The sequence below is a fragment of the Polaromonas glacialis genome, assembly GCF_000709345.1.
Taxonomy (GTDB): domain Bacteria; phylum Pseudomonadota; class Gammaproteobacteria; order Burkholderiales; family Burkholderiaceae_C; genus Polaromonas; species Polaromonas glacialis.
Genome location: NZ_KL448325.1, coordinates 109,545 through 135,321, shown reverse-complemented (window position 1 = coordinate 135,321; position 25,777 = coordinate 109,545). Strand labels below are relative to the sequence as shown.

Genomic DNA, 25,777 nt, shown 5'->3' with positions numbered 1-25,777 from the left:
TGTGTGTGCGAAGTTTTCACAAGCAGGGTTTGTATGCCCGATTTTGTTAGTCCACTAATTTTTCAATAGGAGACATTCATGATTCTTACTATCGTACAAGCTCGCGAACTGGTCGAAGCATCCATGGTGGCCGTTGGGCACACCCAGAAGGAGGCTGAGATCATTGGAGATCACTTGATCGATTGCGAACTGCGGGGCTTGTCATTTGGTGGCTTACCACGTGCGTTGTCGGTGATTGAACGGATCCAGGCCACGACAACGCCGCGCCATGCTATCCAAGTGATCAAGGAAACGCCTGTCTCGGTCGCCCTTGATGGAGGCGACCAGGTCGGCTACCTGATCGGGCGCATGGCCACCGACATGGCGATAGACAAAGCCCGCAAGACGGGTCTAGCGGTAGTGAGCGCTAATCAGACCTGGTACACAGGCATGTTTTCCTACTATTTGGAAGAGATCACGAAAGCCGGTTTCGCCGGCATGATTGCGGGCAGCGGCGGACGCCGTGTTGCGCCGCACGGGGGTACTGAAGGCCGTTTCTCCACAAATCCAATCGCTTTTGGATTTCCATCGACTTCAACCCCCGTAATTTGGGACATTGGAACATCGGCAGTGATGCTTGGAGAAGTCGTGCTTGCTCAGCGACTCGGTCAACTCCTCCCGGAAGGCGTTGCATTCGACCCCCAGGGCAACCCGACGCGCGACCCATCTGCAGCACTTGAAGGTGCCTTTGGCGTTTGGGGCGGTCATAAAGGATCGGGCTTGGCCATGGTGGTGCAACTGCTTGGGATGATGGGCGGCGCTTCTGGCGCGCCTCGCAAGACACACGACTGCGGTTTTTTCATGCTGGTCATCAACCCGGAGTTACTGTCGTCGGCAGAAGACTATAAGAAAAGGGTGAAGGAATTTGCCGATAGCATGCGCACCACGAGGCCACTCGACCCGGCCCGGCCTGTCCGCGTGCCTTTCGAACGTTCTGCGGCAGATCGGGAAAAGCGTCGACTGGAAGACCGTATTGAGGTGGCGGACGAAGTCTACGAAGCGCTGGTTCATATAGCAACGCCGGTTGGCATTGCAAAGTGACACGTAGGTGTGGAGATCTTTACAAGCCTTTGAAGGTGCCGTTTCTTTAAGCCAAGATATTGATCGATCCAATCTGCGCCAGCGACTGCACCACTGGCTTATCGCACCGGCAGAAAGCATTCGACGTGCTCCTTGAAAATCCTGCCTAGCCTAGGACCAAATAAATGCTGTCTAACAGACAGCACCTGCAAATGATCGAAGAAACTTTCATTAATCACTCCAGCGTCAAGCCCGTTCTCGACTACCCGTGCGGCAAGGCGCCGCGAGTGGGATTGGCGCGCGAGGTTGCACCAGGCGTCCTGTGGCTGCGCATGCCGCTGCCGTTAGCGCTCAATCACATCAATCTTTGGGCAGTGCGTGATGGCGACGGCTGGGCCGCTTTCGACAGTGGCCTGCAGACGGATGAAACTGCCGCAGCCTGGCATACCCTCTTTGGACATGATGGCGCGATGGAAAACGGTGGCTTGACGCGTTTGCTGGTCACGCACATGCATCCCGACCACGTAGGTATGGCGGGTTGGCTGACGCGCAGGTTTGACTGCCGCCTGTGGATGACGCGGCTCGAATACTTGACGTGCCGGGTGCTGGCGGCCGACACGGGACGGGAAGCACCGCGCGATGGGATCAACTTCTATAGACGGGCTGGTTGGGACGATAAGAAGCTTGAGAACTACCGTGCCCGTTTTGGAAGCTTTGGCAAATTTGTGCATACGCTGCCCGACAGCTATCGTCGCCTGCATGATGGCGAGTTGCTGAAAATAGGTGACCATGAATGGCAAGTCATTGTGGGCAATGGGCATTCGCCGGAGCATGCCTGTTTTTACAGCGCAGCGCTCAAGCTGCTGATTTCCGGCGACCAGGTATTGCCCCGGATTTCATCGAATGTTTCTGTATTTCCGACCGAGCCCGATGCCGACCCCATGAGTGACTGGCTGGCTTCGCTGGACAAGCTGCGGCGGGAGGTGCCGGACGATGTCCTTGTTCTGCCCTCCCACAACGAACCGTTTCACGGACTGCACGCGCGGCTTGACTACCTGGCGCGCAGTCAACACCAGGCACTGGATCGATTGTGTTTGGCACTTGCCGAACCCAGGCGAGCGGTCGATGTATTTGGCGAGTTGTTCAGTCAACCGATAGGCTCCGAGCCCAACTTGCTGAGCATGGCCACGGGCGAGAGCGTGGCCCACTTGAACTACCTGCTTCACCGCAACAAAGTGGCAAAGGACGTCGATGCCGATGGCGTCGTCTGGTACCGAATGACATAAACCGAATGACTTAATTTTTGGTGGTGTGAATGACTCAATCAGCACATGGGCAGTGCGTCTTGTCTACGTTGCTGGCCAGTCAAGCCGTAAATCGTGCGCTCCTTCATCGAGCGAGTGCACTGCTCGCGCGGGTCATGCCAGGCTTTTCCTCAATCAAGTCAATGAACGTTCGCGCCACCAGGGACTTGTGGCGATCGGGCCTATTCGAGATTTACTGAAACTTTAGCGGGGCAGACCGCGAAATTGCACGGCATTTTTCGCTCTGTCCTCAACCCACTGAAGACACGACATGGACCTGAACTTCACCCTCCAAGAAGAAGCCTTGCGCAATGAAGTGCGCGACTTTCTGGCCACCCGGCTGCCGGCCCGCCTGTCCGGCAAGGTCGCCAGCGGCATGCACCTCGGCAAGGCCGACATGCAGGAATGGCACGCCCTCCTCAATGAGCGCGGCTGGCTCGCCAACCACTGGCCCGAAGCGTACGGCGGCCCCGGCTGGAGCGCGATCGAGAAGTTCATCTTCGAGAATGAATGCGCGCTGGCCCATGCGCCGCGCATTGTGCCCTTCGGCGTCAACATGCTGGGACCCGTCTTAATTAAGTACGGCAGTGAAGCGCAAAAGCGCCACTGGCTGCCGCGCATCCTCGACGGCTCGGACTGGTGGTGCCAGGGGGTATTCGGAGCCTGGCGCGGGTTCCGACCTGGCCTCGGTCAAGACATCGGCCGTGCGCGCCATGGACGCCGGAGGCGAGCACTTCATCGTCAACGGCCAGAAGACCTGGACCACGCTCGGCCAGCACGCCGACATGATCTTTTGCCTGGTACGGACCAACCGCGAGGCCAAGAAGCAGGAAGGCATTAGTTTCTTGCTGGTCGACATGAAGGCGCCCGGCGTCGAGGTGCGACCGATCATCACTCTGGACGGTGAGCATGAAGTCAACGAAGTGTTCTTCTCCGACGTGCGCGTGCCGGCCGAGAACCTGGTGGGCGAAGAGAACAAGGGCTGGACCTGCGCCAAGTACCTGCTGACCTACGAGCGCACCAACATCGCCGGTGTCGGCTTCTCGGTGGCCGCGCTGGAGCAGCTCAAGGCCATCGCCGCAAAGCAGACGAAGAACGGCCGGCCGCTGGCCGAAGACCCGGCCTTCGCCGCGCGCATGGCCCGCGTCGAGATCGACTTGGAAAACATGAAGACCACCAATCTGCGCGTGATCGCGGCCGTGGCCGGCGGCGGCGTACCGGGCGCTGAAAGCTCGATGCTCAAGATCCGCGACACCGAGATCCGCCAAGAGATTTCGTCGCTGGCGCGGCGCGCGATGGGTCCCTACGCGCGGCCCTTCGTTGCCGAGGCGCTGCAAGAAGGCTACGCCGGCGCGCCGGTCGGCCCGGCCTGGGCCGCGTCTGCGGCAGCCAAATACTTCAACAACCGCAAGCTGTCGATCTTCGGCGGTTCCAATGAAATCCAGAAGAACATCATTTCCAAGATGATCCTCGGCCTGTAAGGAGAGAGCACCTCATGAACTTCGAACACACCGATGACCGGCGCATGCTCGCCGACAGCCTGAACCGTTTCATCGCCGAGCAGTACGCGTTCGAGACGCGCGACCGCATCGCCAAGTCGGCGCACGGCTTCAGCCCCAAGATCTGGCAGCAGTTCGCCGAATTGGGCGTGATCGGCGCGCTGTTCAGCGAAGCCGACGGCGGCTTTGGCGGCGTGGGCTTTGACGTGGCCGTGGTCTTCGAGGCGCTGGGTCACGGCCTGGTGGTCGAGCCGCTGCTAGGCGCCGTGATGGCCGGCGAAGCGATTGCTGCAGATGGCAACGACGGGCAGAAAGCCGTGCTGGCTGCGATCATCAGCGGCAGCACCATCGCCGCCTTCGCCCATGACGAGCCCGAGACGCACTACGAACTCACGCACGTTCAAACCCGCGCTCAGCGCAGCGGCGACGGCTGGGTGCTGGACGGCGCCAAGGCCGTCGTGCTGCAGGGCGAGCAAGCCGATCTGTTCGTGGTTTCCGCACGCAGCGCAGGTGCCGTGGACGACGAGTCCGGCATTTCGCTGTTCCTGGTGCCCGCGAGCGCGCCCGGCTTGAGCGTGCGCGGCTATCCCCTGATCGACGGGGGCCGCGCCGCCGAGCTGACGCTCAATGGCGTGGTGCTGGGCGCCGATGCGCTGCTGGGCGCCGAAGACCAGGGTTACGCCACGCTGGAACGGGCCATTGGCCGCGGCGTGCTGGCGCTGTGCGCCGAAAGCCTGGGCGCGATGGAGGCGGCCAAGGCCGCCACGCTCGACTATCTGCGAACGCGCAAGCAGTTCGGCCTGCTCATCGGCAGCTTCCAGGCGCTGCAGCACCGCATGGCGGACCTGCTGCTGGAGATCGAACAGGCCCGCTCGGCCGTCATCAATGCCGCTGCCGCGTTGGGTGCCGACCGGCTGACGCGCGAGCGCGCGCTGTCGGCCGCCAAGGTCAGCATCGGGCGCATCGGCACCCTGGTGGCCGAGGAAAGCATCCAGATGCACGGCGGCATCGGCATGAGCTGGGAGCTGCCGCTGGCCCACTACGCCAAGCGCCTGGTGATGATCGACCACCAGCTGGGCGACGAAGACCATCACATGCAGCGTTTCATCGCGCTCGGTAGGCAGACGGCTGCAGGCCCGAAACAGACTTCCGTACGCCTGGAGCAGCCATGTCAGCATTGAACTCTGCCCTGCCGCTGGCCGGTGTGCGCGTCCTTGACCTGTCCCGTATCCTCGCCGGTCCCTGGTGCGGCATGGTGCTGGCCGACCTGGGCGCCGAGGTGATCAAGGTCGAACACCCGGGCCGCGGCGATGACACCCGCGACTGGGGCTTGCGCGTAGGTGCCACCGAGACCGCTTACTTCAACAGCGTCAACCGCAACAAACGCTCGGTCACGCTCGACCTGCAGACCGCTGAGGGCCAGGAAATCGCACGCGAGCTGGTCAAAAAGAGTGACGTCGTGATCCAGAACTTCAAGTTTGGCGGCGTGGAAAAACTCGGTCTTGGCCACGCCCGGCTGCGCGAAGGGCAGCCGGGGCTGATCTACTGCTCGATTTCCGGCTACGACCGCACCGGACCGGAAGCGGCGCGACCCGGCTACGATCTCGTGGTGCAGGGCGAAACCGGCCTGATGGCGCTCAACGGCGAAGCCCATCAGCCGCCGCTGAAGTTCGGCGTGGCTGCGGTCGACCTGTTCACCGGCATGTACTCGGCGCAGGCCATCCTGGCCGCCCTGTTCGAACGCGAAAAAACCGGCACAGGCCGCCATATCGAGATGGCATTGTTCGACTGCGGCCTGATGATCACGGCCTACTGCGGCCTTGAAGCGCTGCTGATAGGCGAAGACCCACCGCGGTATGGCAACGCGCACCCGTCCATCGTGCCCTATGGCGTCTTCGATGCAGAGGACGGGTCGCTGGTGATCACGGTCGGCAACAACAGCCAGTTCGCGCGCTTTTGCACCGAGGTGATCGAACGCCCCGACCTGTCGACCGACGAGCGCTTCCAGACCAACATCCTTCGCTCGGCGAATCGCAACGCCCTGATGCCCGAGATCAACCGGGAGCTCGGCCGCCGCAAGCGCAAGGATCTGCTCGAGCAATTGGCGCGTTCCGGCATTCCGTGCGGCGAAGTGCTTGGCCTGCACGAGGCGCTGACCTCGAAGCGTGCGACTGATGCGGGTCTGGTGACGACGCAGCCACACCCGGTGGTTGGCAGCGTGAACGTGCTGGCGCCGCCCTACCGCTTCGATGGTGAGCGCCTGCCGGTGCGCAGCGCGCCTCCCCAATTGGGCGAAGGGACCCGGGAGGTGCTTCAGTCACTCCTCGGCCTGACCGAAGAAAAGCTTTTGCAGTTAAAGGCGAACGGCGTGGTTTGACGCTTCACCCTGGAACACACACGTTGCTCTGGAGTCAGTGATTCTGGACAACTGCATCGCAATTAAGCAACCAAAATTGAAAGACTCTTTATGAAGATCCTAGTCCCCGTCAAGCGCGTCGTCGATTACAACGTCAAAGTCCGTGTCAAGTCCGACGGCAGCGGTGTCGATATCGCCAACGTCAAGATGAGCATGAATCCGTTTGACGAGATCGCCATCGAGGAAGCCGTGCGCCTGAAGGAAAAGGGCGTGGCGACGGAAGTCATCGCCGTCTCGTGCGGCCCGCTGCAGTGCCAGGAAACGCTGCGCACGGCCATGGCCATCGGTGCGGACCGCGCCATCCTGGTCGAGACCAGCGAAGAGCTGCAGCCGCTGGCCGTCGCCAAGCTTTTGAAAGCCCTGGTCGACAAAGAAGCCCCCCAGCTCGTCATTCTGGGCAAGCAAGCCATCGACGACGACTGCAACCAGACCGGCCAGATGTTAGCTGCCCTGCTGGGCTGGGGCCAAGCGACGTTTGCCTCCAAGGTCGAAGTGGAGGGCGGCGTGGCCAAGGTCACGCGCGAGGTCGATGGCGGGCTCGAAACGCTCTCGCTGGCGCTGCCGGCGATCATCACGACGGATTTGCGCCTGAACGAGCCGCGCTACGTGACGCTGCCCAACATCATGAAGGCCAAGAAAAAGCCGCTGGAGCGCGTCTTGCCAGCCGATCTGGGCGTCGATGTCGCCCCGCGCATCAAGACGCTCAAAGTGAGCGAGCCGCCCAAGCGCAGCGCCGGCATCAAGGTCGCGGACGTGGCCGCGCTGGTGGACAAGCTGCGCAACGAAGCCAAAGTCATCTAAGAACAACCCTGAGAAAACACGGAAGTACCCCACCATGACCTCCTTAGTCATTGCAGAACACGACAACGCCAGCATCCGCCCGGCCACCCTGAACACCGTGACCGCAGCCAGTCAGTGCGGCGGCGACGTGCATGTGCTGGTCGCCGGGCTGAATGCCGCCTCAGCGGCTCAAGCCGCCTCGCAAATCGCTGGCGTCGCCAAAGTCATCCACGTCGAAGGCGCGCATTTCGCCCACGGCCTGGCAGAGAACATGGCCGCGCAGGTCGTGGCGCTAGCCAGCAGCTACAGCCATATCCTGTTCCCGGCCACGGCTTCGGGCAAGAACATTGCCCCGCGCGTGGCCGCCTTGCTCGATGTGGGGCAGATCTCGGACATCACGAAGGTCGATGCGCTTGATACCTTCGAGCGCCCGATCTACGCGGGCAACGCCATTGCCATCGTGCAGAGCCTGGACGCGGTGAAAGTCATCACGGTGCGCACCACCGGCTTTGATGCGGCCGCGAGCACCGGCGGCGCGGCAAGCATTGAAACGCCGGGCGGCGTGGCCGACAGCGGCAAGTCGTCTTTCCTGGGCAGCGAAATCGCCAGGAGCGACCGCCCTGAGCTGACGGCGGCCAAGATCATCGTCTCCGGTGGCCGTGCGCTCGGTTCGAGCGAGAAGTTCCATCAAGTGCTCGAGCCGCTGGCCGACAAGCTCGGCGCGGCGCTGGGTGCGAGCCGCGCGGCGGTCGATGCCGGTTACGCCCCGAACGACTGGCAGGTCGGGCAGACCGGCAAGATTGTCGCGCCCCAGCTGTACGTGGCCATCGGCATCTCGGGCGCGATCCAGCACCTGGCCGGCATGAAGGACTCCAAGGTCATCGTCGCCATCAACAAGGACGCCGAGGCGCCGATCTTTGGCGTGGCCGACTACGGGCTGGAAGCCGACCTATTCACGGCGGTGCCGGAACTGACTCAAGCGCTTTAAGGAGCACCCATGGTTCAAGTTGAGTGGAATGATTGGGTGGGAACGTCGGCCGAGAGCGGCGATGTCCTGACCGAGACGCCCGTGCGGCTCATGTTGGCAACGCTGGACCGTGCTGCGGATGCAGCAGCCGTTAGGGTACTACCTGCCTTGTGGCATTGGCTGTATTTCCTGCCGGGCGAACGACAATCGAACATCGGTTTGGATGGCCATCCGCTGCGGGGTGGATTTTTACCACCGGTGACACTGCCACGACGCATGTGGGCCGGTGGGCGGCTGCAGTTTCTCAGGCCGTTGCACATGGGCAGTGAAGTCCGACGCCTCTCCCGCATCACGGGGATCCAGAGCAAGGACGGCCGAAGCGGTCGTCTTGTGTTCGTCAAGGTTCAACACGACATCTCGGATGGACAAGGCGTGGCCATTCGAGAAGAGCAGGATATTGTGTACCGCGGTGAGCCGGCTGCCAATGCACCCGCCGCGCCGGTTAAGCAGGCACCGACGGACGAACAGTTCTCGCGCCAGGTGGTGCCCGATCCGGTGATGCTCATGCGCTACTCGGCGCTGACGTTCAATGGGCACCGCATCCACTACGACCGGCCCTATGCGATCGAGCAGGAGGGGTATCCTGGGCTGGTCGTTCATGGACCGTTCATCGCCACGCTGTTGCTCGACCATCTGAAGCAGTCGCTTCCCAATGCGGAGGTTGAATTGTTTGAATTCAAGGCGGTGAGCCCGCTCTTTGATACCGCCCCGTTCACGGTGGCTGGAAAGGTTGAGGGTCGAATTGCTACGCTTTGGGCGCGGGGTTCGCAGGGCCAGTTGGCCATGATGGCCACGGCCCAGTTGGCGTGACTGTCTTTGCTGAGGATTTGACCAGGTGAATAACAACTTGCCCTTAAACGGCGTCACAGTCGTCGCGCCGCGCACCAATGGAGTTATCTGACATGACATTTTTAGTGGCACGGGCGCGCAGCCTACTGTTTGTTCCGGCTTCACGGCCTGACCGTTTCCCAAAGGCACTGGAGTCCGGTGCGGGTTGCGTGATTCTTGACCTTGAAGACGCGGTGGCGCCAGACCACAAAAAGAGCGCGCGCGATCAACTCTCTGAGCGGCTGGTGGACATGAGCCCTGCGCAACTGGCACGCATAGTCGTCCGCATCAACGCTGCCGGCACGCCTTGGCATGACGATGATCTGCGTTTACTCAGGGACTGGACTGCCAAAGGCATCGCCGGTGTGGTGGTTCCCAAGGCAGAAACCACGGAAGTTTTGCGCGCTGCGGCTGCGGCGCTGGGACCGAAAGCCGCAATTGTGGCGCTGGTCGAGTCGCTTGCCGGTCTGGATGCGGTGGACGAATTGGCATCAATGGAGCAGGTCGTTCGTCTGGCCTTCGGTCACCTGGATTTTCAGCTCGATCTCGGCATGCGTTGCGCAGCAGAAGAGGCTGAACTTACCTGCGCACGCTTTGCTCTGGTAGCCGCCTCACGGCGTGCGCAATTGCCGCCGCCGATCGACGGGGTCACGACAGACACGGGCAACCGCGAGCGGCTCCTCGCGGACGTGCGGCGCGCACGGGCGTTCGGCTTCGGTGGCAAGTTGTGCATCCATCCGGCACAGGTAGCCCCGGTCAACGAGACGTTTGCGCCGACCCTGAACGAGATCGAATGGGCCCGCCGGGTGATCCAAGCCGCTCAAGTGCATTCGGGTGAAGCATTCAGTCTGGATGGTCGCATGGTCGATCTGCCTGTGATCCGGCTGGCCGAGAAGACATTGCACCAGGCAGATCTCACATAGCGCGACCCTCCCAGTCTAATCCCGAGACACGAAAGAATTGATGACTACCGCCGCTTGACGGCTTTCAGTGATGAAGCAAGGTTGGACCTGCACGGGGAATGCCTGGAAAACGTACGGATGTGGCCTTTGGCCACCTCGATTAACGAACGAGGCCCCCGCGTGCGTCTTTCATCAGGGACCGCTGCCAACAGCCGCAGCAATCATGTCCGTTTGTAGTTCAGCCAGTCCGCGCCTTGTGTTTCTTCCTCATCACTGTCGTCCAAAAGAGGTGCAGCTTCCATCCGCTGGTTCCCGGAAATGTGGCGACCCATGCATGCAGGTCGTCAGGGGAAAGTGTTGCTTGACTTCGGAAAACGCCCTTGTAGTACGCTGTGATCCGTTTCTTGAAGTGACCCCTTTTCAAGCTCTATCATGGAAAGTCGGGCGCTTTTGGAAAACTTGGTGCCCAAGGGTGTTAGTACCGGGCCTCGCACATGCCGTTTAGACAAGGGAATGCCCAGCTCTTTTTCGAGTTTACGAATGCTGCGGCTCAGCGATGGCTGCGCGATGTCGAGGTATTTGGCCGCTGCGCTGATGCTTACCTTTTCGACGATGGCAAAGAAATTCCGCAGTTGATGAAGCTTCATGATGACCTAAGCCCTGATTGGCGTCGTTTTTGGCCGACGGGTTATACAGTTTGACATGTGCATGCGCCGAATGCTTTCAAGCAAGGGCTAAAGTCTATTCTGGCGGTCGCTCAATCGGCGGTGATGTGGGCGTCAACGACGACCTTTTCCCAGCGCACCAGGTCGCCCCTGATGACGCTGGCGAGTTGGGCCGGTGTGGAGGTCTTCACGACCAGCCCTTTGGCTGCGAGGTCAGCTTTGATGTCGGCGCTGTTCATCACCTTGGCGATGTCGCGGTTGAGGCGGGCGATGGTGTTGGGCGGCGTGCGGCCAGGCGCCAGCACGGCGTACCAAGCATCGATCCCTTCCAGTTCGTTGATGCCTTGCTCCTTGAAGGTCGGCACTTCTGGCGCGATAGGGTTGCGGCCCTCACCTGTCACGGCAATGAAGCGCAACTTACCAGCCTGCTCAAGCGGGCGCGTCGAGTGCACAGTGGCGAACATCATCTGTACCTGGCCGCCCATGAGGTCGGTCAGAGCGCCTTGTATGCCCTTGTAGGGCACGTGCAACATAGCGAGCTGGCGGCGCGACTTGAATAGCTCCATGGCCAGGTGGTGCGGCGTGCCGTTGCCGGGCGAGGCGTAGTTGATTTTCCCACCGCTTTTCTTCACCAGCTCCATGAGCGATTTCATGTCCTTGGCGGGCACGGAGGGGTTCACCACAAACGCAAAGCCGGTCTCGGCCAGCTGGGTAACCGGGGCGAAATCTGCCACGGGGTCGTAGTTGACGTTCTTGTAGATCGCCGGCGCCATGGTGAACGTATTGATCGCCATCAGCAGAGTGTGCCCGTCTGGCGTTGCCTTGGCCACCGCCTGGGTGCCCAGGTTGCCGCTGGCACCGGGCTTGTTGTCAACAATCACGGCTTGGCCCCAGCGTGCTGCCAGCTTAGGCGCAATGATGCGGGCGATGATGTCACTGCCGCTGCTCGGGGTGAAGGGCACGACCAGCGTTACGGTCCTAGACGGAAACGCGGCAGGGCTTTGGGCCGCAGCGGTGGCGGACAACAGGGCGCCCGCGAGTGTGGCTGCAGCCAGCTTGAGCATCGATTTTTTCATGATGTTGTCTCCAGTGGGCGTGTTTAGAGTTTCAAAAGCCTCTCGGCGTTGAGGTGGGCCAGCTAGGCTGGCGCGGTTTCCTTCACCAAAAGCGCAGTCGCCAGTAGGCTCATGTTCGGACCGGCAGTTCATGGTTGGTGATGAAGTCGTCAGGAAGCGCGGGCCCCCAGACGTAAAGAGAGTCTTCGCCGGGGTGGTCTGCCGAGGGCCACTGATCGCCAGCGTTGACGAAGTCGATGTCGTAGGAATACTCGGCATAACTGCCCCACGGATCGCGCACGTAACGAAAGTAGTTGGAGCCCAGCACGTGCCGGCCAACGCCCCAGCCTTGCCCGTAGCCCGCCTGCGCCATCTGCTGCGTGCCAATGCCAACGGCGTCGATGGAAGGCACGCACCAGCTGCTGTGGTGCAGTCCCAGGCCGGCCGACTTGGCAAACGCGATCAGGTGATGGTCGCTGCCGTGCGGGCTGTGCAAGAAGGCAATCACTGAGCCGGACTTGTCAGAAAGCCGCAAGCCCAGGATGTCCTCGTAGAAACGGACCGCCTGATCGACATCGGCGCTGAACAGCAAGATGTGCGAGAGGTACAGCGGACGCGTGGCTTGCGCCTTGCTCCGGCTCGGTGAGCGGCCGAAGTTGCCGTGTTGCGGCGGGTACTCGCGCGGCGCAGGCTGAGAGGGAGACGATTTGTCCGCAACGCGCAGTTCAATGGGCAGACCGTCCGGTCCTTCAATCCAGAGGCCGCCGGTGCCTGCGCCATGTGGCGGCGCGATGCGGGAAATTCCCTGCTCCTCAAGGTGCTGCTCAAAGCGCTGTTCATCGGTGGCATGGATGCCCAGGCTCAGCCAGAGCAATCGCTTGGTGGCGCCCGGAAGGATTCTTGCCCAGCGATGCGGGTGCCCAAATGTGTAAAGGGCCAGTGCGCCATCCTCGTTGCGCACGTCCAGCCCGAAGCTGGTGTAGAAATGCCTGGCCTCCTCAAGGTTAGGCACGCTGAAGACGAATTCGTCGACAGAGTGCACGGCCAGAAGTGTTGCGTCCGGTCCTGGGCGCACGGGTTCGGCTATCGTGTTGGTAGACGTCATTTTCATTTCCTCCCAGTTATTTGCTGTCAACACCGACATTGCGTGCAAGCGTTTGATAGGTCCCTGTCTCTTGCCGATAAAACTTGTCGAGATCGGCCTGTGACATCGGCTGCGCCATCTCCATGCCCGTCGAGTCCACGTAGGCTTGCAATTCGCTGTCTTTCATCGCCACTGCGAGCGCCTGGTGCAGCCGGCCCACCACGTCTGCGGGCGTGCTCCTGGGCACCAGCAACGCGACCCACGTCCCATAGATGAAGTCTTTGAGTGCAGGGCTTTGTGAAGTCATCGTCGGCACCTTGATGAAACGGGGGTGCACCGTGGCCGCAGTTGTGCTGAACGGCTGCACTTTGCCGCTTTCAATCAATGACGGCAAGGTTCCGCCCAAGGGCAAAAAGCTGATGTCGATCTGGCTGGCCATCACATCCTGCGACAGCGGAGGCACGCCCTTGTAAGGCACATGCATCACGGGAACGCCGCTCTGTTTGGACCATTGCTCACCCAGCAAATGAATCATCGATCCCGGGCCGATGTGTCCGAAGTTAAGCGGCTTAGCCCCTGGTTTTTTGGCCTGATCGGTCAACTCCGCCAAAGTTTTGGCCGGCAGATCGGGCCGACCCACCAAAACGTAGGATGTGCGGCAGACCAGCGCGACCATCCGAAGGTCTTCAGCCTTGTATTTGACGTGAGAAAGCGTGAAGGGCGTGAGGATTGGCTCGGTCTGCGATGCGATGAGGATCGTATTGCCGTCGGCCTTGGATGCGAGAACCTTGGCCGTGCCGATCGAACCGCCGGCGCCCGCCGCATTCTCGACAATCACTGTCTGCTTCAGTTCGGTCTGCAGCAGCGTTTGGAGCTTGCGCGCCACGCCGTCGGTCGGATTGCCGGGCGGCTGCGGCACGATGATGCTGACTGCGCGCGTTGATGATTGCGCAGCTGCCCAGAAGCTGCAAGTCGCAGCCACGGCAAGGATGATGGCCTTTACTGCTTTCATTTTTGTCTCCTGTGGATCCGGGCTAGGCTCCGCCCGCACCGCGACAATCGCGGCGTTTTTTGGTGGCTATTTCAGGTGGGCTTGTGGGGTCAGATGACCTGCTGACGCTGCGTGCCCAGCGGGCCGGCGCTCAGCGTCATCACATCACCTCGGCGCAGGAACACCGGGCTTGGCTTCATGCCCAGGCCCACACCTTGTGGCGTACCGGTGATGACAAGGTCACCGGGCAGCAGCGTCATGAACTGGCTGAGATACGAGACGATCTGAGCCACCGGGAAGATCATGTCGGCCGTGTTGCTCTGCTGACGCGTCTCGCCGTTGACGGCGAGCTCCAGCGGGATGCTCTGCGGATCGGGCAATTCGTCGCTGGTCACCAACCAAGGGCCGATGGGTCCAAAACCGTCGAAGCTCTTGCCTTTGCCCCACTGGCCATTGCGCTTGATCTGCCAGTCGCGCTCGGACACGTCATTGGCCAGGCAGTAACCGGCCACATGAGAGAGAGCTTGCGCGACAGACACCTTTCGGGCCAGCGTACCGATCACAAAACCCAGTTCGATTTCCCAGTCGCCGGCCACTGAGCCTTCGGGCAGCTCGACATCGTCGTTGGGGCCGGCGATGCAGGTAATCGCCTTCGTGAAGACAACGGGCTCCTTGGGAATTTCCAAGCCGGATTCTTCGGCATGCTGGCGGTAGTTCAGGCCAATGGCGACGAACTGGCGCGTGCCGGCAACCGGCGCGCCCAGGCGCGTGCCTTCAGGCACCAGTGGCATGCGCGACAAATCGATCGCTCCCAAGGCCTGCAGCTTGGCTGGAGACATCCACTCGGGCGTGAAGTCAGAAATCAAGAGCGACAGGTCGCGAATCTGTCCATTGGCGTCGAGTGCGCCGGGTTTTTCCTGGCCTACGGGACCGTGACGCAGCAGTTTCATATATCGGTTTCTTTATCAGTGAGTTAAATGATTTGTCTGAACAGGTTTTCAGAAATGCAGGCCGCTACGGATATTCGTGAACGACCTGCCGATTCCCTGAAAATCGGGTTAAGGTCCGTTTTGAATCAGAAAGTGTGGCGAATGCCAGCGGCGTACGTGGTGGTGCGGCCAATGCTGCTGCCGGGCAATCCCACAACAACCGCAGCAGCCAGCTTGTCATACGCTTTGACATTAAGACCGCCCGCATACAAGGTCGTTCGCTTGCTCAATGCGTACAGGGCCTGCACGCCAACGCCAGCGCTCTTGCCGAGCGTGTCACCTTTTGACTGTGCATAGCCTGCGCTCAGCATTGCAGCGCCCACCGGCACGGCAACACTCAGGGTGACTTCTTTTTGTGCAGCAAAAGCGCCCCCGACACTGCCCCCATTGAGTTGCGCCGGTGCGGACACGTCCTTGAATTTGGCGCGATTCAGGCCACCGGCGATTTTCAACATACCGAAGTCATAGGCGACGTTGATGAGCGTGTTTTGCAGTGCCGGCCGCGCACTGCCGTTCGCTGCATTCGTCACGCCGGCACCAGCGACTGCCAGCGTACCACCTGGCGCTTCCGATTGGTGACCACCGGATACCAGCAGTGGCCCGTTGACATACTTTAGGAAAACCGAGATGCTTTTGCTGGCATTGGCGGAGACAACCGGGTTTGATTTGTCTTCTCCGACGGCATACGTCAGCGAGCCAGTGAAGCCGGCGATATTTGGACTGATGTACTTGATGCTGTTATTGAAACGCGTCTGGTACCCGATCCAGGTCTTGCTGCCGTGGGACAACAGAGTTGCCGCACTGCCAGCAGTCAAAGCTGAACCAGCTACGGCTGTGGATGGACCGTTATTGGTCTGGGACGGGTCAAAAATCACAGAGTGACCCATGGCAGAACCCTCAGAAGACACGTCTTCGTACGAGCTGGTATTGCGCCCGATGGTCACCGTCCCAAATCCTCCGGCCAGGCCCACGTTGGCACGACGACCGAACAACACACCACCCTGCGCAGAAGCTCCAGTATCCATGGCCATACCGCTTTCGAGGTTGGCGACAGCCGCAAGGCCATTGCCTAGATCTTCGCTTACTCGAAAGCCCCACCGGCTTCCACTCAGGCCATCCGTTTGAACTGCACGCTGGCTCAGATTCTGAACAGTGTTTCCGACGACTACGTTGGTTTTGAAGATGCCGATATTTGCGTCGAGCAAACCGTAAATCGTCACGGTGGACTGCGCTTGCGCCATGCCGGCGAAGGTGCCGATGGCAGCTAAAACGATAAGATTTTTTTTCATATTGCGTCTCTCTTTATGTAAAACATGGGCAACGGTTGAGCCACCGCTTGCGCATTTCGCTTCAGCGGCTACCAAGCCCTCGGAGCAACTCCCTTGCGGGTAATTGTTAAATTTCGGCCTTGGCTTGTCAGAGCACTACTGCCGCTTGTTCGAACGTCAAACGAGGGCTTCGACCGAACAATTTCGATTTGTCTGCGTAGCCCAGGTTGATCAGGTAATTCGCCTGCCAGCGGCCATCGGGGAAAAATTCCGCGTTGACCTTGGCCATGTCAAAGCCACTCATCGGCCCGCAATCCAGGCCGAGCGCGCGCGCTGCCACGATGAAGTAGGCGCTGCCCAGCGTGCCGTTGCGCGCGGCCGTCCCGCTGGCCAGCGCTGCGTTGCCTTCGAACAGGGCGGTGGCGTTCGCGTTATGGGGAAACACCAGGGGCATGAACTCGTAGAAACGGGTGTCGGTCGCCACGATGGCGATGACGGGTGCCTGCATGGCTTTGTCCACGTTGCCCGGACTCAATGCTGGAATCAGACGCGCCCTGGCGTCCTTTGTGGTCAAGAACACATAACGCGCCGGCTGCGTGTTCATGGATGTGGGGCCCATTTTCGCGATGTCATAGGCCTGGCGCAAAAGCTCGGGCGCCACCAGCGTGTCGGTAAAGGCATTGGCCGTTCGCGCATGGTTAAAAACGGTGTCGAGGAAGTCGTTGGAGTCGGTCATGGTGGATGCAAAAAAAAGTAAAAGGGGTTGCGCAGCCTCAAGCCATCAATCAATCCATGAACAGCTCAGTCAGCCGTGATGCCGGCCTGCTTGATGACGCCTGTCCATTTGGTGTACTCAGCCTTGATGAAAGCGTCGGTCTGCTCCGGGGTGAGCGCCAGGGGCTCGATGCCGGCGGCGTCGAGCCGCGTCAGCATGGCGGGCTCTTTCATGCCCGCGTCCAGCGCCCGGCGCAGCTCTGTGACCACGTTCGGCGGCGTCTTGCGCGGCGCGAACAGGCCGAACCACGAGCCCATTTCCAGCTCTGGCAGGCCGATTTCCCTGGCCGTCGGCAACGCGGGAACGGCCGGGTTGCGCACCGGGCTGGTGATGAAGATGGCCTTGACGCGCTTGGACTGCAGGTGCGGCCGCACCGAGGGCAAGGTATCGAAAAACAGGTCCACCCGCCCGGCGATCAGGTCCTGGTAGGCGGCCTGCGCGCTCTTGTACGGAACGATGAGGAACTTAGCCTTGGCGCTCTTTTCAAACGCGGCGGCCAGCACCTGCTGGCCGCTGCCCGCGCCGGCGGTGGCAATGGTGAAGGTCTCGGGCTGCAGTTTGGCCGCGGCCATGATCTGGCTGGCTGTGTCGAGCTTGAGGTCGGCGCGGGCCGCCAGCACGTAGGGGTAGCGGGCGACCAGCTTGACAGGGATGAAGTCGTTTTGCGGGCTGTAGGCCTGCTTGTCGTACAGCGCCGCGTTGAAGACCATGTTGCTCAGCCCGCCGACCAGCAGCGTGTAGCCGTCGGGTGGCGCGATGGCCACGCTTTTGGTGCCCACGACGGTGCCCGAGCCGGTGCGGTTGTCCACGATGAAGCTGCCCTTGAGCTGCTCGGTCAAGGTCTGCCCCATCATGCGCCCGACAAAGTCAAAGCCGCCGCCCGCGCCTGACGGGGCGACGATGACGACCGGCTTGCCGGGGTAGGCGTCGGCGGCGCGGGCTGATGGAGAAAGGAGGGTGGCGCACACGGCCGCCAGGGCGATGAGGGGTTTGAGTTTCATGATTTGTCAGCCTTAGTGGGGGATTGAGAGGACGACAGCCATGCGTCGTCTTCCTTGAACAACTGGTGCTCAGCAGGGCTGTTGGGCGCCGGCAGATCCGGGGAAATGGTGGCCCCCCCCAGGGACTGCAAATAGGCGAGAAACCGGTAATGAGCCGGAAACGTCTGCAGCCGTTCGACATCGAGCGTCAACTCGTCCTCGGGATGTACGACGCAAAGAGTGTCTTTTTCATAAACCGGTACCCGCCTTTGAATACGCCAGGTGCCGTTTTGCTTGACAAGCCGATCATGAAAACGGCCATAACAGGTCGCATCGACCGCTACGCCTTCAATCTCCCCCCGCACCAGCAACTGGATGCGTGTTGCGGCAGTTGCGCGATCCTGATGGATGTCGATGATGGGTGTTCCGATGTAATGCTGCAGGTTGGAGCCCTTCGCTGCCATGCGCTGCGATGCTTCCAAGAAAGCGCAAGCTGTCCCGTCAAACCACGTGGTCAACATATGCGCATCGGCTGTGTAGCAATCTGCCAGACGCGCCCAATTGCAGGTGTCACGCCAGTAACCCCAGCCCGTCAATAACGCTGAAATCTTTGCTCGCTCCACCAAACCGTCGAGTTCTTTGTTTTGCATTGATGTTCGATCCAGAACTAAAGTAAATAAAGTAGCGCTAGTTTCATCCTGGGGCAGCGGCAACGCCAGACTACAAATTAGTCCACCCTATACTTGTTACGCATAGGCCTTGGCGCAGGAATCCATGCAGGAATCCATTTACGGCTTAGGTACACGCCCAGGAGGCAAAAATATGAAGCTGCATCACCTGCGTGATTTGCTAGCGATTGCGGAAAAGGGAAGCATCAATTCAGCGGCGAAGCACCTTGGCATGGCGCAACCAGCGCTCAGCAGGAGCGTGCGCGAACTGGAGCGCGAAATCGGCGTTCCCTTGCTGGAGCGCCAGCCAACAGGCACCGTGCTGACGCCCATGGGCATCCTGTTCGCACGCCGTGCAACGTCTGCCGTCAATGAACTCAGGCGCGCGCGCGAAGAAGTCCAGCAACTTCAGGGATCTGTGCATGGTACCGTCGTTGCTTGCGTGTCGAGCGTCGCGCACATTGCATTGCTGTCGGAAGCCCTGTCACCGTTTTATCACGCCTATCCCAATGTCAAATTGCGCATTATCGAAGGCGTTTATCCGGTGGTTGAAGCAAAGCTCAAGAGCGGATCAGTTGACTTCTATATCGGAGCGGCGCCCCAAGGTGGGCCTGCACCCGACCTTCAAATGGTTAAACTTTTTGACAATACCCGGGTTGTTTTGTGCCGGATCGGACATCCTCTATCGAAGGCTCGCTCCCTGGCTGAGCTGATAGATGCCAGCTGGGTCACCACGTCAATTACCGATCATGCCGAGGCTGAGTTCAGCAGCGTGTTCGCCAGTTTCGGCTTGCCCGCACCGCGGCTGTCCATCCAGGCCGAATCTGCGCTGACCTGGATCACTGCTGTGGCATCCACTGACATGCTGACCATGTCACCCGTGCAATGGCTGGATTCTCCGCTCATCAAAGGTGTGATTTCTCAGATTAAAGTGCAGGAACTGATTGCGGCACCGGCGATTGTCTTGATACAACGCAATGCGATTCCTCCAACGCCGGCAGCTGAATATCTCTGCGACATGATGCGCCGCCCCGCGAGCCGCTACAACCTGGAAAAGTGAGCGTCCGCCTCAGGCCCCTGTCCTACACTACCTGTGTGATGGCAGCGCGGTCGAGCAGCGTGTACAACGCGACGGAGTTGCCATCGTGTTGTACTCATGAATTTTTCCTCAGTGAACTGGCAAACATGACTGCGTAGTCCGATGCCGTTGGATGAAACGGCGCGAACAGGTTGAAATGGCTCTGGTGCGCGGCATCGGCAAGTGTCTGCAGATCACGCGGCACGTAGTTCAGCTCTGCCAAAGTCGCCGGCAGACCCAATTCACGCATGAGGCGAGCAACCGCTTGCCCCAACGATTCCGTACGCCCCAGACCAAGGGCCAACGCAACTTCAGCAGCCAGCTCTGGCACGTGCGCACTGGTCGCATCCAGCGTGGCGACCAGTCCGATTCCGCTCAACAGTCCGTGGTGAAAGCCTTGATCACTGCAGACGATGGCGATGGCGTGCGCGGGTCCGAGACCCATGCCGATTGCCGCCCCGCCCGCGAAAGCCGCGAGCATCATTTCCCCACGGGCTTGAACGTCATCGCGGTTCGTAACGGCACGACGCAGGTAACGGGCTACGCGGGCGATTCCGTCCAGCGCGATCGATTTGCCAAGCGGAATGTCTTTTTTTGACAAGAAGCCTTCGATGCAATGAGACAACGCATCCACGCCGGTGGCTGCCGTCAGGCGCGCCGGCAGGCTGCGCGTCAGATCCGGGTCAAGGATGGCAAGCTTCGGAACAAGGTGGCGAGAGTTCATGCCGACTGAGGCGGTGACTGCGTCAGGGTGGATGCCTGCGGACGGCGAGGCTTCGCTGCCTGTGCCAGCAGTCGTCGGAATGACGATCAGCGGAGCGCTGGGTCCATGGACCGCATTTCGTACACCGGCATAGTTGGCGACTGAGCCGGGGTTGGTAGCCAGCAGTGCAATCATTTTTGCGGTATCGATCACCGATCCACCACCCAATGCAAGCACACCATCGCAGCCCTGCTGGGCATACCATGCGGCGCCGCTGTCGACATCGATGAACAGCGGGTTCTCCGTTACGCAGTCGAAAACTGCCGGTGCGGCCTTCCCACAAGCGGCAATCGCCTTCGTGGCCAGTCCAGCCGCAACCAGCCCCTGATCCGTCACCAGCAGCGGCCGATGGATGCCGAGTGCGTCTAGTTCGCTGGCAAGCGCGGACAATGCCCCAGCCGCGAACAAGACGCGCGGCAAGTTCAGTGTGGAAGGCGGTTGGTTGCCTGGGTTCATGGCTTGCTCCCTTTGGTCATACGCATCAGGCGCAGCGCATTGCCAAGATAGAGTTTGTCCTGGTCCTCGTCGCTCAGTCCCAGCTCCTCGATGGAGCGTATGCCCTCGCGGATGAACATCGGCCCGCCTTCGGGATCGAACGGACAGTCGGATGCAAAGACCACGTTATCGACACCAAAAAAGTCGAGTCCGCAGCGCAGCGCCGCACGGGAGCCGCCCAGCACCGTGTCGCCGTAGAACATCTTGAAGTATTCGATAGGCGGCTTGGACAGGCGCTTGAGCACGTCTGCCTCGCTGCCGTCTGCGCTACGGCTGCCCAGTTGTGCCCACAAGGATTCGGCGCGCCCGGCGAAGTAAGGCAACATCCCGCCGCAGTGGTGCGTGATGATGCGCAGATCGGGCAGTTTTTCCAGCAGGCCCGAGAACACCATCCGTGACATGGCCACCGACGTCTCGAACGGCCAGCCCAGCACTTGCCAGATCTCATAGCGTGAGCGTTCTTCTTCCGGATAGTCGGATCGGGTGCCGGGCCGAAACGGATGCATCCAGACTGGCAGCTTGTGATGGTTGGCCATGCGCTCGAAGATCGTAAAAAACTCCGGGTCGTCAAGCGGGCGGCCATTGACGCTGGTGAGCAACTGCACGCCGCGCGCACCCAGCGTATTGATGGCACGGTCCATCTCCTTGAGCGCCTCGGACAGGTTGTTCATGGGCAGCGACGCGACAAAGACCGGAAACTGGTCTGGCCATCGCCTGCAAATTTCGGCCATGCCGTCGTTGGCCACGCGGGCGAACTCGGGAGATTCAAGCGGCCCACCCAGCATCTCGGGCGATGGCGCGCTCAACGTGAGCACCTGCGCTAGGTCGGGAAACTTCTGGACCAGCATCTCTGCGCGGGCCTCCACGTCCCATAGCATGCGTATGCTCGCCATGCGTTTGAGGAGGCCTGCATCCCTGGAATGTGCCTTGACCAGTTCAAAGTACGCCGGCGGCAGTACATGGTTGTAGATGTCGAGCTTTTTCATAATGGTCCTTGCAATTGGGGCGTTCAAAAAGGGTAGTGCCGTTTCTGCTCACTCACGGTCACCAAATGCAGGTCGGAGAAGATGTCGATTGCCCAGCGGCCAAATCGGGCCCATCCACTGTCTTTGACACCGCCAAATGGAATCTGCGGTTCGCCGCCCATGGTTGGTCCGTTCACATTGACCATGCCGGCCTCGATCTGCCCGGCCAGTGTGATGGCGCGCCACGCATCGCGCGACATGATCGAGGCGGACAATCCGTAGTCGCTGCCATTTGCTTTTTGCACAGCCTCTTGTTCGTCGTCGAACGGTTCAATCAATACGACAGGGCCGAACACTTCTTCGCAATAGATGGGGGCGTTCGTTGGCACGTTGACAAGGACGGTTGGCTCGAAGCATCGGCCGTTGTGGTTTCCGCCAGCGACGACGCGAGCGCCCAGCGCCACGGCACTGGCAATTCCGTCACGCACCTTTGCAACGGCCTGGTCGTTGATCAGCGGCCCTATTTTGGTTGCCGGATTTGTCGGGTCGCCGGGCTTGAGGGCCTTGGCACGCTCAACAAACCGCTCCAGGAAGTCGTCAAACAGCGGCCTGGCGACCAGTATCTTGCGCGTGTTCATGCAGATCTGTCCTTGGTGAAAGAACGACGCGAAGATGGCGGTATCGACGGAGTACGCCAGGTCGGCATCGTGCAGCACCAGCATCGGGTTGTAGCCACCGAGTTCCAGCGCAATGCGTTTGAGGTGTTTGCCAGCGCGTGCGGCCAGCATGGAGCCCGTTGCTGACGAGCCTGTGAAGTTGTAGGCGCGTACAGCGCGGCTTTCGAACAGCTCGTCGGCAATAGGTCCGATTTGTGAAGGTGCATGCGTGATGACGTTGATCACGCCTGCTGGGAATCCCGCCTCGTGAAGAATCTCCCCGATGACCAGGCCAGCACAGATCGGCGCTTCCTCCGAGGGTTTAAGCACCACCGTGTTTCCGCATGCCAGTGGACTTACCACCGTGCGCAGCCCCAGTGCCAGGGCCCCGTTCCACGGTGATATGCCCGCCACCACGCCCAGCGGCTTGCGGATTGCCATGGCAAAGACGCCAGGGGTATCCGATGGAACTATCTCTCCGCCTGACAGATAGGGGTAACCGGCTGCCTGCCGCAGGAGCCCCGCAGACCACTGGATCTGAAAGCGGGAGTAAGCGTTCGACGCACCCGTCTCCAGAGCCATGATGCTGACCAACTCATCGGCGCGGCGCTCCACAATGTCCGCCGCCTTGAGAAACAGTGCTTGACGGGCGCGGGCTCCCAGTTTGGCCCAGGCCGGAAAAGCTTTTTCCGCTGCATCGATGGCGCGTTTCGCATCGGCAGCGCCGGAGGCGGGTATCCGGGCGAAGACCTCCCCGGTGTACGGATTGATGTCATCGAAGGTTTGGCCGCTTGCAGCCGCTACCCATTCCCCGTCAATCAGCTGTTGATGAGACCGGATTCCGGACGCTATTGCGTTTGCACTTTCTTTTGTACTTGTCATGTCATTTCCTTGGGTCGATAGTGGGTCGTCACTGAGGTTGAATGCCGGCCTTTGCCAGCAAGGCGGGCCAGCGCTGGTTCTCAGCACGCACGAAAGTTTCGACATCCGGCGTCGTAAATGGGCTGAAGCTGCGCGAATTCAGGTGTTCCTTGAAAGCCGGCGTTGACACCACCTTCTCGATAGCCTGACGTAAGCGAAGTACGATGGGCCGGGGTGTGGCAGCAGGCACGAAAAGCCCCGTCCAACTGGACAGCACCAAATCGGGTAAGCCGCTTTCCCGCGCTGTTGGGATATCAGGCAGCTCGCGGGTTTCGCCAGAAGTTACGAGGGCCTGCACCTTGCCGCTTTTGACGAAGGGCTGCGCAGTCCCGGTACCGTCAAAGAAAAGGTCGATGCGACCAGCTATGAGTTCGGTGTAGACGGGTGAAGTGCCCTTGAACTGAACTTCCAGGATGTCGATGCCCGCCAGGCTTTTTAAAAGTGCAGCCCCGACCGCTTGTCCACTCCCCTGACCGGGCGTGCCGATCGTGAGTTTGCCGGGGTTGGCCCGCGCATAAGCAATCAATTCAGGCAATGTCTTTTGCGGCAGGTCGGGACGCGCAATCAGCGTGTAGCCATTGGTCGAAACCAGCTGCAACGGCTGCAGGTCTTTGGTGGGGTTATAAGGCAAATTACGTGTCAGCGCCGGTGCCTGAGCAATGCTGCCGACCCCCCCCACCACCATGGTGTAGCCATCGGGTGGACTTTTGACTGCGAAAGTCGTTCCGACGACAGTCCCCGCGCCGGGCTTGTTGTCCACTAGTACCGGCTGCCCCAGTTCCTTTGACAATCCGTCGCCCAACAACCGCCCAAGGTAGTCGTAACTGCCTCCAGGCCCGACGGGAACGACGATGGTCAACATCCGGCTTGGAAACACCGGTGCTGTCTGTGCTGTCACCGATAAAAAAGGTGTCGCCAGGATGATGGCGGAAAGAAGTGCATTGCGAATACGCATCGGATATGTCTCCAGTGGTTTGAATTTTTTGACCAGCCAGGCCGTGGCCTTTTCGGCTCTGGTAGCTAGTCTAGGAACGAACAGAGAACAACGTAAGATGTCAAAAGTGTTCCAGCGACAGTTTTTATTTATCAATCATGAAATTGCATCAATTACGTGCGGCCTTGGCGGTGGCAGAGCAGGGCAGCCTTCGTGGCGCAGCGCGTGCGTTGGGCATGTCGCAACCCGCGCTTACCCACAACATCGGCGAACTTGAGCGGGAGCTCGGTGCGCCCCTGTTTGAACGACGTTCACGCGGCATGACAACAACGCCGGTGGGCGAACTGGTTTTAAGGCGGGCTCGCACCATTACCAACGAATCGCGCCATGTGCTAGAAGATGTGCAGCAGTACCTCGGGGGCGACAAAGGCCACGTGGCGGTCTGCCTGTCCATCGTGACCCATTTCACCTTGCTGCCTGTGGCCTTGCCCTTGTTTCAGCAGCGGTTCGCCAACGTGCATTTGCAGATCGTCGAAGGCTCGTTCCCGGCCGTGGAGACCCGGCTGCGCGATGGCAGCATGGATTTTTACCTGGGCCCAGCGCCAAAACCCGCACCCTCACGCGAATATTCGGTCGAGAAATTGTTCAACAATACACGGCGGGTTTTTGCCCGTCGCGGTCACCCACTGGCACAGGCGCGTTCATTGCGAGACTTGGTTGGGGCCAGTTGGATCACGACGGGCACGACCAGCGACGCTGAGGCAGAGTTCCGAGCACTGTTTGTACACCACAAGTTGCCACCGCCGCGCCTGGTCATCAGAGCCGAATCCATGCTCAGCGCGTTGATCACGCTGATGTCATCGGATGCGTTAGCAGTGACACTGCGGCAATACGATGAGTTCGAACTGACCCGCAGTGCATTGCAGGTGATCGACATAGAGGAGCCACTGCCGGCTCCGGATATCGTCGTGATCCGGCGCACCGGATTCCCGCTGACGCCGGCAGCAGATTATTTGTGCGACATGTTCCGACGTGCCAGCGTCCATTATGTGTCCGCGCGGCAGACGTGAGAGGATTGCTTCGCATTGGCTGGTAAGCCACCTGCTCGTCTATGCTACTAAATCGGTTTAATCAATGGTCGAGAAGTTTGAAAACGGCGGCCGTCAAAGCCATGGCTGCAAATTTGGCAAGGGCCGATTAGGAATTGCTGGAATGACTCTTGAACCGCGTTACTGTCGAGCGCTCATGCCCAGGGCATTGGTTCGGGCACCGCGCACGGGCCTTTTGCTTCGATACTGGTGAAGGCGGCCGGACCAACGACCTCCAGGTATTCCATGTCCGGCGAGTAATCGAACAAATAATGGCGAATTCCCGGCGCCTGATGCACGCAGTCACCAGCTTCGACCAGTGTCTCCCGATCCTCGTACATGAAGCGTGCCCAGCCCTTGAGCATGTACACAATGTGAAACTGAGCCTCATGCACATGCCACCCGGTGCCGCGCTCGGGCGCCTGGTTCGCTCTCACGAGTTGTGCCACAACCCGTCCGTTGGTAGCTTGTTCAATACCCAAATCACGATAGGTGAAAAAATCGCGCAGGCCACCGGAAACGAAGGGTGTATCCGAAGGTTTGATGTGGGAAAAAAGGGTGGTGAGGTCATTGTTTTTCATGCTTCA

The 25,777-nt window shown here is 60.3% G+C and carries 24 protein-coding genes and 1 pseudogene; 11 read left to right on the top strand and 14 right to left on the bottom strand.

Annotation, left to right across the window (positions count from 1 at the left end):
* The first annotated feature begins 78 nt into the window (after positions 1-78).
* The 9 genes and pseudogenes from EC86_RS0122640 (at position 79) to EC86_RS0122600 (ending at position 9,836) form a co-directional block, all read left to right on the top strand.
* Complete coding sequence (locus EC86_RS0122640; protein WP_029528114.1) at positions 79-1,080, top strand: Ldh family oxidoreductase; 1,002 nt, start codon at positions 79-81, stop codon at positions 1,078-1,080.
* Positions 1,081-1,271: 191 nt separating this feature from the next.
* Entirely contained in the window at positions 1,272-2,345 is a 1,074-nt protein-coding gene (locus tag EC86_RS0122635; protein ID WP_029528113.1) for an MBL fold metallo-hydrolase, read from the top strand.
* A 289-nt stretch (positions 2,346-2,634) separates the two neighbouring features.
* Positions 2,635-3,844 (top strand): annotated as a pseudogene (locus EC86_RS26545) (acyl-CoA dehydrogenase family protein).
* A 14-nt stretch (positions 3,845-3,858) separates the two neighbouring features.
* A complete protein-coding gene (locus EC86_RS0122625) occupies positions 3,859-5,043 on the top strand; it encodes an acyl-CoA dehydrogenase family protein (RefSeq protein ID WP_051676284.1) in 1,185 nt (394 codons plus the stop codon).
* Positions 5,031-6,239: a CaiB/BaiF CoA transferase family protein gene (locus EC86_RS0122620; protein ID WP_029528111.1), complete on the top strand. Its 1,209-nt coding sequence runs from the start codon at positions 5,031-5,033 to the stop codon at positions 6,237-6,239. The genes EC86_RS0122625 and EC86_RS0122620 overlap by 13 nt, the downstream gene beginning before the upstream one ends.
* Positions 6,240-6,329: 90 nt before the next feature.
* Positions 6,330-7,079: an electron transfer flavoprotein subunit beta/FixA family protein gene (locus EC86_RS0122615; RefSeq protein WP_029528110.1), complete on the top strand. Its 750-nt coding sequence runs from the start codon at positions 6,330-6,332 to the stop codon at positions 7,077-7,079.
* 34 nt (positions 7,080-7,113) lie between these two features.
* Positions 7,114-8,046: an electron transfer flavoprotein subunit alpha/FixB family protein gene (locus EC86_RS0122610; protein WP_029528109.1), complete on the top strand. Its 933-nt coding sequence runs from the start codon at positions 7,114-7,116 to the stop codon at positions 8,044-8,046.
* A gap of 9 nt (positions 8,047-8,055) precedes the next feature.
* The gene (locus EC86_RS0122605) at positions 8,056-8,895 is read left to right on the top strand and encodes an HTD2 family dehydratase (protein ID WP_029528108.1); all 840 of its coding nucleotides are present in this window, start codon (positions 8,056-8,058) and stop codon (positions 8,893-8,895) included.
* A 92-nt stretch (positions 8,896-8,987) separates the two neighbouring features.
* Positions 8,988-9,836 carry an HpcH/HpaI aldolase/citrate lyase family protein gene (locus EC86_RS0122600; RefSeq protein ID WP_029528107.1) on the top strand — a complete coding sequence of 283 codons (849 nt, stop codon included), beginning with the start codon at positions 8,988-8,990 and terminating at the stop codon, positions 9,834-9,836.
* Between the two features lie 323 nt (positions 9,837-10,159).
* Here the strand turns inward: EC86_RS0122600 and EC86_RS28055 are convergent, their stop codons facing one another.
* From EC86_RS28055 to EC86_RS0122555, 9 genes are all read right to left on the bottom strand, one after another.
* A complete protein-coding gene (locus tag EC86_RS28055; RefSeq protein WP_084181694.1) occupies positions 10,160-10,462 on the bottom strand; it encodes a helix-turn-helix domain-containing protein in 303 nt (100 codons plus the stop codon).
* 110 nt (positions 10,463-10,572) lie between these two features.
* A complete protein-coding gene (locus tag EC86_RS0122590; RefSeq protein WP_029528106.1) occupies positions 10,573-11,556 on the bottom strand; it encodes a tripartite tricarboxylate transporter substrate binding protein in 984 nt (327 codons plus the stop codon).
* A 109-nt stretch (positions 11,557-11,665) separates the two neighbouring features.
* On the bottom strand, positions 11,666-12,640 hold the full coding sequence (locus EC86_RS0122585; protein WP_051676312.1) for a VOC family protein: 975 nt from the start codon (positions 12,638-12,640) through the stop codon (positions 11,666-11,668).
* Between the two features lie 16 nt (positions 12,641-12,656).
* The gene (locus EC86_RS0122580; protein ID WP_084181691.1) at positions 12,657-13,631 is read right to left on the bottom strand and encodes a tripartite tricarboxylate transporter substrate binding protein; all 975 of its coding nucleotides are present in this window, start codon (positions 13,629-13,631) and stop codon (positions 12,657-12,659) included.
* An 89-nt stretch (positions 13,632-13,720) separates the two neighbouring features.
* On the bottom strand, positions 13,721-14,560 hold the full coding sequence (locus EC86_RS0122575; RefSeq protein WP_029528103.1) for a fumarylacetoacetate hydrolase family protein: 840 nt from the start codon (positions 14,558-14,560) through the stop codon (positions 13,721-13,723).
* 125 nt (positions 14,561-14,685) lie between these two features.
* Complete coding sequence (locus EC86_RS0122570; protein ID WP_029528102.1) at positions 14,686-15,888, bottom strand: porin; 1,203 nt, start codon at positions 15,886-15,888, stop codon at positions 14,686-14,688.
* A 127-nt stretch (positions 15,889-16,015) separates the two neighbouring features.
* Positions 16,016-16,603: a malonic semialdehyde reductase gene (locus EC86_RS0122565; protein ID WP_029528101.1), complete on the bottom strand. Its 588-nt coding sequence runs from the start codon at positions 16,601-16,603 to the stop codon at positions 16,016-16,018.
* A gap of 65 nt (positions 16,604-16,668) precedes the next feature.
* Positions 16,669-17,643 (bottom strand): Bug family tripartite tricarboxylate transporter substrate binding protein, encoded by a 975-nt coding sequence (locus EC86_RS0122560; RefSeq protein WP_029528100.1) that lies wholly within the window; start codon positions 17,641-17,643, stop codon positions 16,669-16,671.
* Positions 17,640-18,272: a nuclear transport factor 2 family protein gene (locus tag EC86_RS0122555; protein WP_029528099.1), complete on the bottom strand. Its 633-nt coding sequence runs from the start codon at positions 18,270-18,272 to the stop codon at positions 17,640-17,642. Before EC86_RS0122555 ends, EC86_RS0122560 begins: the two co-directional genes overlap by 4 nt.
* A 172-nt stretch (positions 18,273-18,444) precedes the next feature.
* Here EC86_RS0122555 and EC86_RS0122550 point away from each other — a divergent pair, with 172 nt between their 5' ends.
* Positions 18,445-19,350, top strand: coding sequence for a LysR substrate-binding domain-containing protein (locus EC86_RS0122550; RefSeq protein WP_029528098.1), 906 nt, complete (start codon positions 18,445-18,447; stop codon positions 19,348-19,350).
* A gap of 94 nt (positions 19,351-19,444) precedes the next feature.
* Here EC86_RS0122550 and EC86_RS0122545 read toward each other — a convergent pair whose 3' ends face one another.
* The 4 genes from EC86_RS0122545 to EC86_RS0122530 are packed head-to-tail and all read right to left on the bottom strand — an operon-like array spanning position 19,445 to position 24,123.
* Positions 19,445-20,587, bottom strand: a complete 1,143-nt coding sequence (locus EC86_RS0122545) for an iron-containing alcohol dehydrogenase (protein ID WP_029528097.1) — start codon at positions 20,585-20,587, stop codon at positions 19,445-19,447.
* Positions 20,584-21,612, bottom strand: a complete 1,029-nt coding sequence (locus EC86_RS0122540) for an amidohydrolase family protein (protein ID WP_029528096.1) — start codon at positions 21,610-21,612, stop codon at positions 20,584-20,586. The genes EC86_RS0122545 and EC86_RS0122540 overlap by 4 nt, the downstream gene beginning before the upstream one ends.
* A gap of 23 nt (positions 21,613-21,635) precedes the next feature.
* On the bottom strand, positions 21,636-23,129 hold the full coding sequence (locus EC86_RS0122535; RefSeq protein WP_029528095.1) for an aldehyde dehydrogenase family protein: 1,494 nt from the start codon (positions 23,127-23,129) through the stop codon (positions 21,636-21,638).
* 28 nt (positions 23,130-23,157) lie between these two features.
* Entirely contained in the window at positions 23,158-24,123 is a 966-nt protein-coding gene (locus tag EC86_RS0122530; protein WP_029528094.1) for a Bug family tripartite tricarboxylate transporter substrate binding protein, read from the bottom strand.
* A 137-nt stretch (positions 24,124-24,260) separates the two neighbouring features.
* Here EC86_RS0122530 and EC86_RS0122525 point away from each other — a divergent pair, with 137 nt between their 5' ends.
* A complete protein-coding gene (locus EC86_RS0122525) occupies positions 24,261-25,172 on the top strand; it encodes a LysR substrate-binding domain-containing protein (RefSeq protein ID WP_029528093.1) in 912 nt (303 codons plus the stop codon).
* Positions 25,173-25,345: 173 nt separating this feature from the next.
* Here EC86_RS0122525 and EC86_RS0122520 read toward each other — a convergent pair whose 3' ends face one another.
* A complete protein-coding gene (locus tag EC86_RS0122520) occupies positions 25,346-25,771 on the bottom strand; it encodes a cupin domain-containing protein (protein WP_029528092.1) in 426 nt (141 codons plus the stop codon).
* Positions 25,772-25,777 lie beyond the last annotated feature (6 nt).

Excerpts from the sequence above, each read along its gene's own strand:
- EC86_RS0122570 (WP_029528102.1), bottom strand. The coding sequence starts at position 15,888 with ATGAAAAAAAATCTTATCGTTTTAGCTGCCATCGGCACCTTCGCCGGC.
- EC86_RS0122535 (WP_029528095.1), bottom strand. The coding sequence starts at position 23,129 with ATGACAAGTACAAAAGAAAGTGCAAACGCAATAGCGTCCGGAATCCGG.
- EC86_RS28055 (WP_084181694.1), bottom strand. The coding sequence starts at position 10,462 with ATGAAGCTTCATCAACTGCGGAATTTCTTTGCCATCGTCGAAAAGGTA.
- EC86_RS0122625 (WP_051676284.1), top strand. The coding sequence starts at position 3,859 with ATGAACTTCGAACACACCGATGACCGGCGCATGCTCGCCGACAGCCTG.
- EC86_RS0122590 (WP_029528106.1), bottom strand. The coding sequence starts at position 11,556 with ATGAAAAAATCGATGCTCAAGCTGGCTGCAGCCACACTCGCGGGCGCC.
- EC86_RS0122545 (WP_029528097.1), bottom strand. The coding sequence starts at position 20,587 with ATGAACCCAGGCAACCAACCGCCTTCCACACTGAACTTGCCGCGCGTC.
- EC86_RS0122600 (WP_029528107.1), top strand. The coding sequence starts at position 8,988 with ATGACATTTTTAGTGGCACGGGCGCGCAGCCTACTGTTTGTTCCGGCT.
- EC86_RS0122605 (WP_029528108.1), top strand. The coding sequence starts at position 8,056 with ATGGTTCAAGTTGAGTGGAATGATTGGGTGGGAACGTCGGCCGAGAGC.
- EC86_RS0122615 (WP_029528110.1), top strand. The coding sequence starts at position 6,330 with ATGAAGATCCTAGTCCCCGTCAAGCGCGTCGTCGATTACAACGTCAAA.
- EC86_RS0122550 (WP_029528098.1), top strand. The coding sequence starts at position 18,445 with ATGAAGCTGCATCACCTGCGTGATTTGCTAGCGATTGCGGAAAAGGGA.
- EC86_RS0122530 (WP_029528094.1), bottom strand. The coding sequence starts at position 24,123 with ATGCGTATTCGCAATGCACTTCTTTCCGCCATCATCCTGGCGACACCT.
- EC86_RS0122540 (WP_029528096.1), bottom strand. The coding sequence starts at position 21,612 with ATGAAAAAGCTCGACATCTACAACCATGTACTGCCGCCGGCGTACTTT.
- EC86_RS0122635 (WP_029528113.1), top strand. The coding sequence starts at position 1,272 with ATGATCGAAGAAACTTTCATTAATCACTCCAGCGTCAAGCCCGTTCTC.
- EC86_RS0122580 (WP_084181691.1), bottom strand. The coding sequence starts at position 13,631 with ATGAAAGCAGTAAAGGCCATCATCCTTGCCGTGGCTGCGACTTGCAGC.
- EC86_RS0122555 (WP_029528099.1), bottom strand. The coding sequence starts at position 18,272 with ATGCAAAACAAAGAACTCGACGGTTTGGTGGAGCGAGCAAAGATTTCA.
- EC86_RS0122640 (WP_029528114.1), top strand. The coding sequence starts at position 79 with ATGATTCTTACTATCGTACAAGCTCGCGAACTGGTCGAAGCATCCATG.
- EC86_RS0122620 (WP_029528111.1), top strand. The coding sequence starts at position 5,031 with ATGTCAGCATTGAACTCTGCCCTGCCGCTGGCCGGTGTGCGCGTCCTT.
- EC86_RS0122560 (WP_029528100.1), bottom strand. The coding sequence starts at position 17,643 with ATGAAACTCAAACCCCTCATCGCCCTGGCGGCCGTGTGCGCCACCCTC.
- EC86_RS0122565 (WP_029528101.1), bottom strand. The coding sequence starts at position 16,603 with ATGACCGACTCCAACGACTTCCTCGACACCGTTTTTAACCATGCGCGA.
- EC86_RS0122525 (WP_029528093.1), top strand. The coding sequence starts at position 24,261 with ATGAAATTGCATCAATTACGTGCGGCCTTGGCGGTGGCAGAGCAGGGC.
- EC86_RS0122520 (WP_029528092.1), bottom strand. The coding sequence starts at position 25,771 with ATGAAAAACAATGACCTCACCACCCTTTTTTCCCACATCAAACCTTCG.
- EC86_RS0122585 (WP_051676312.1), bottom strand. The coding sequence starts at position 12,640 with ATGACGTCTACCAACACGATAGCCGAACCCGTGCGCCCAGGACCGGAC.
- EC86_RS0122575 (WP_029528103.1), bottom strand. The coding sequence starts at position 14,560 with ATGAAACTGCTGCGTCACGGTCCCGTAGGCCAGGAAAAACCCGGCGCA.
- EC86_RS0122610 (WP_029528109.1), top strand. The coding sequence starts at position 7,114 with ATGACCTCCTTAGTCATTGCAGAACACGACAACGCCAGCATCCGCCCG.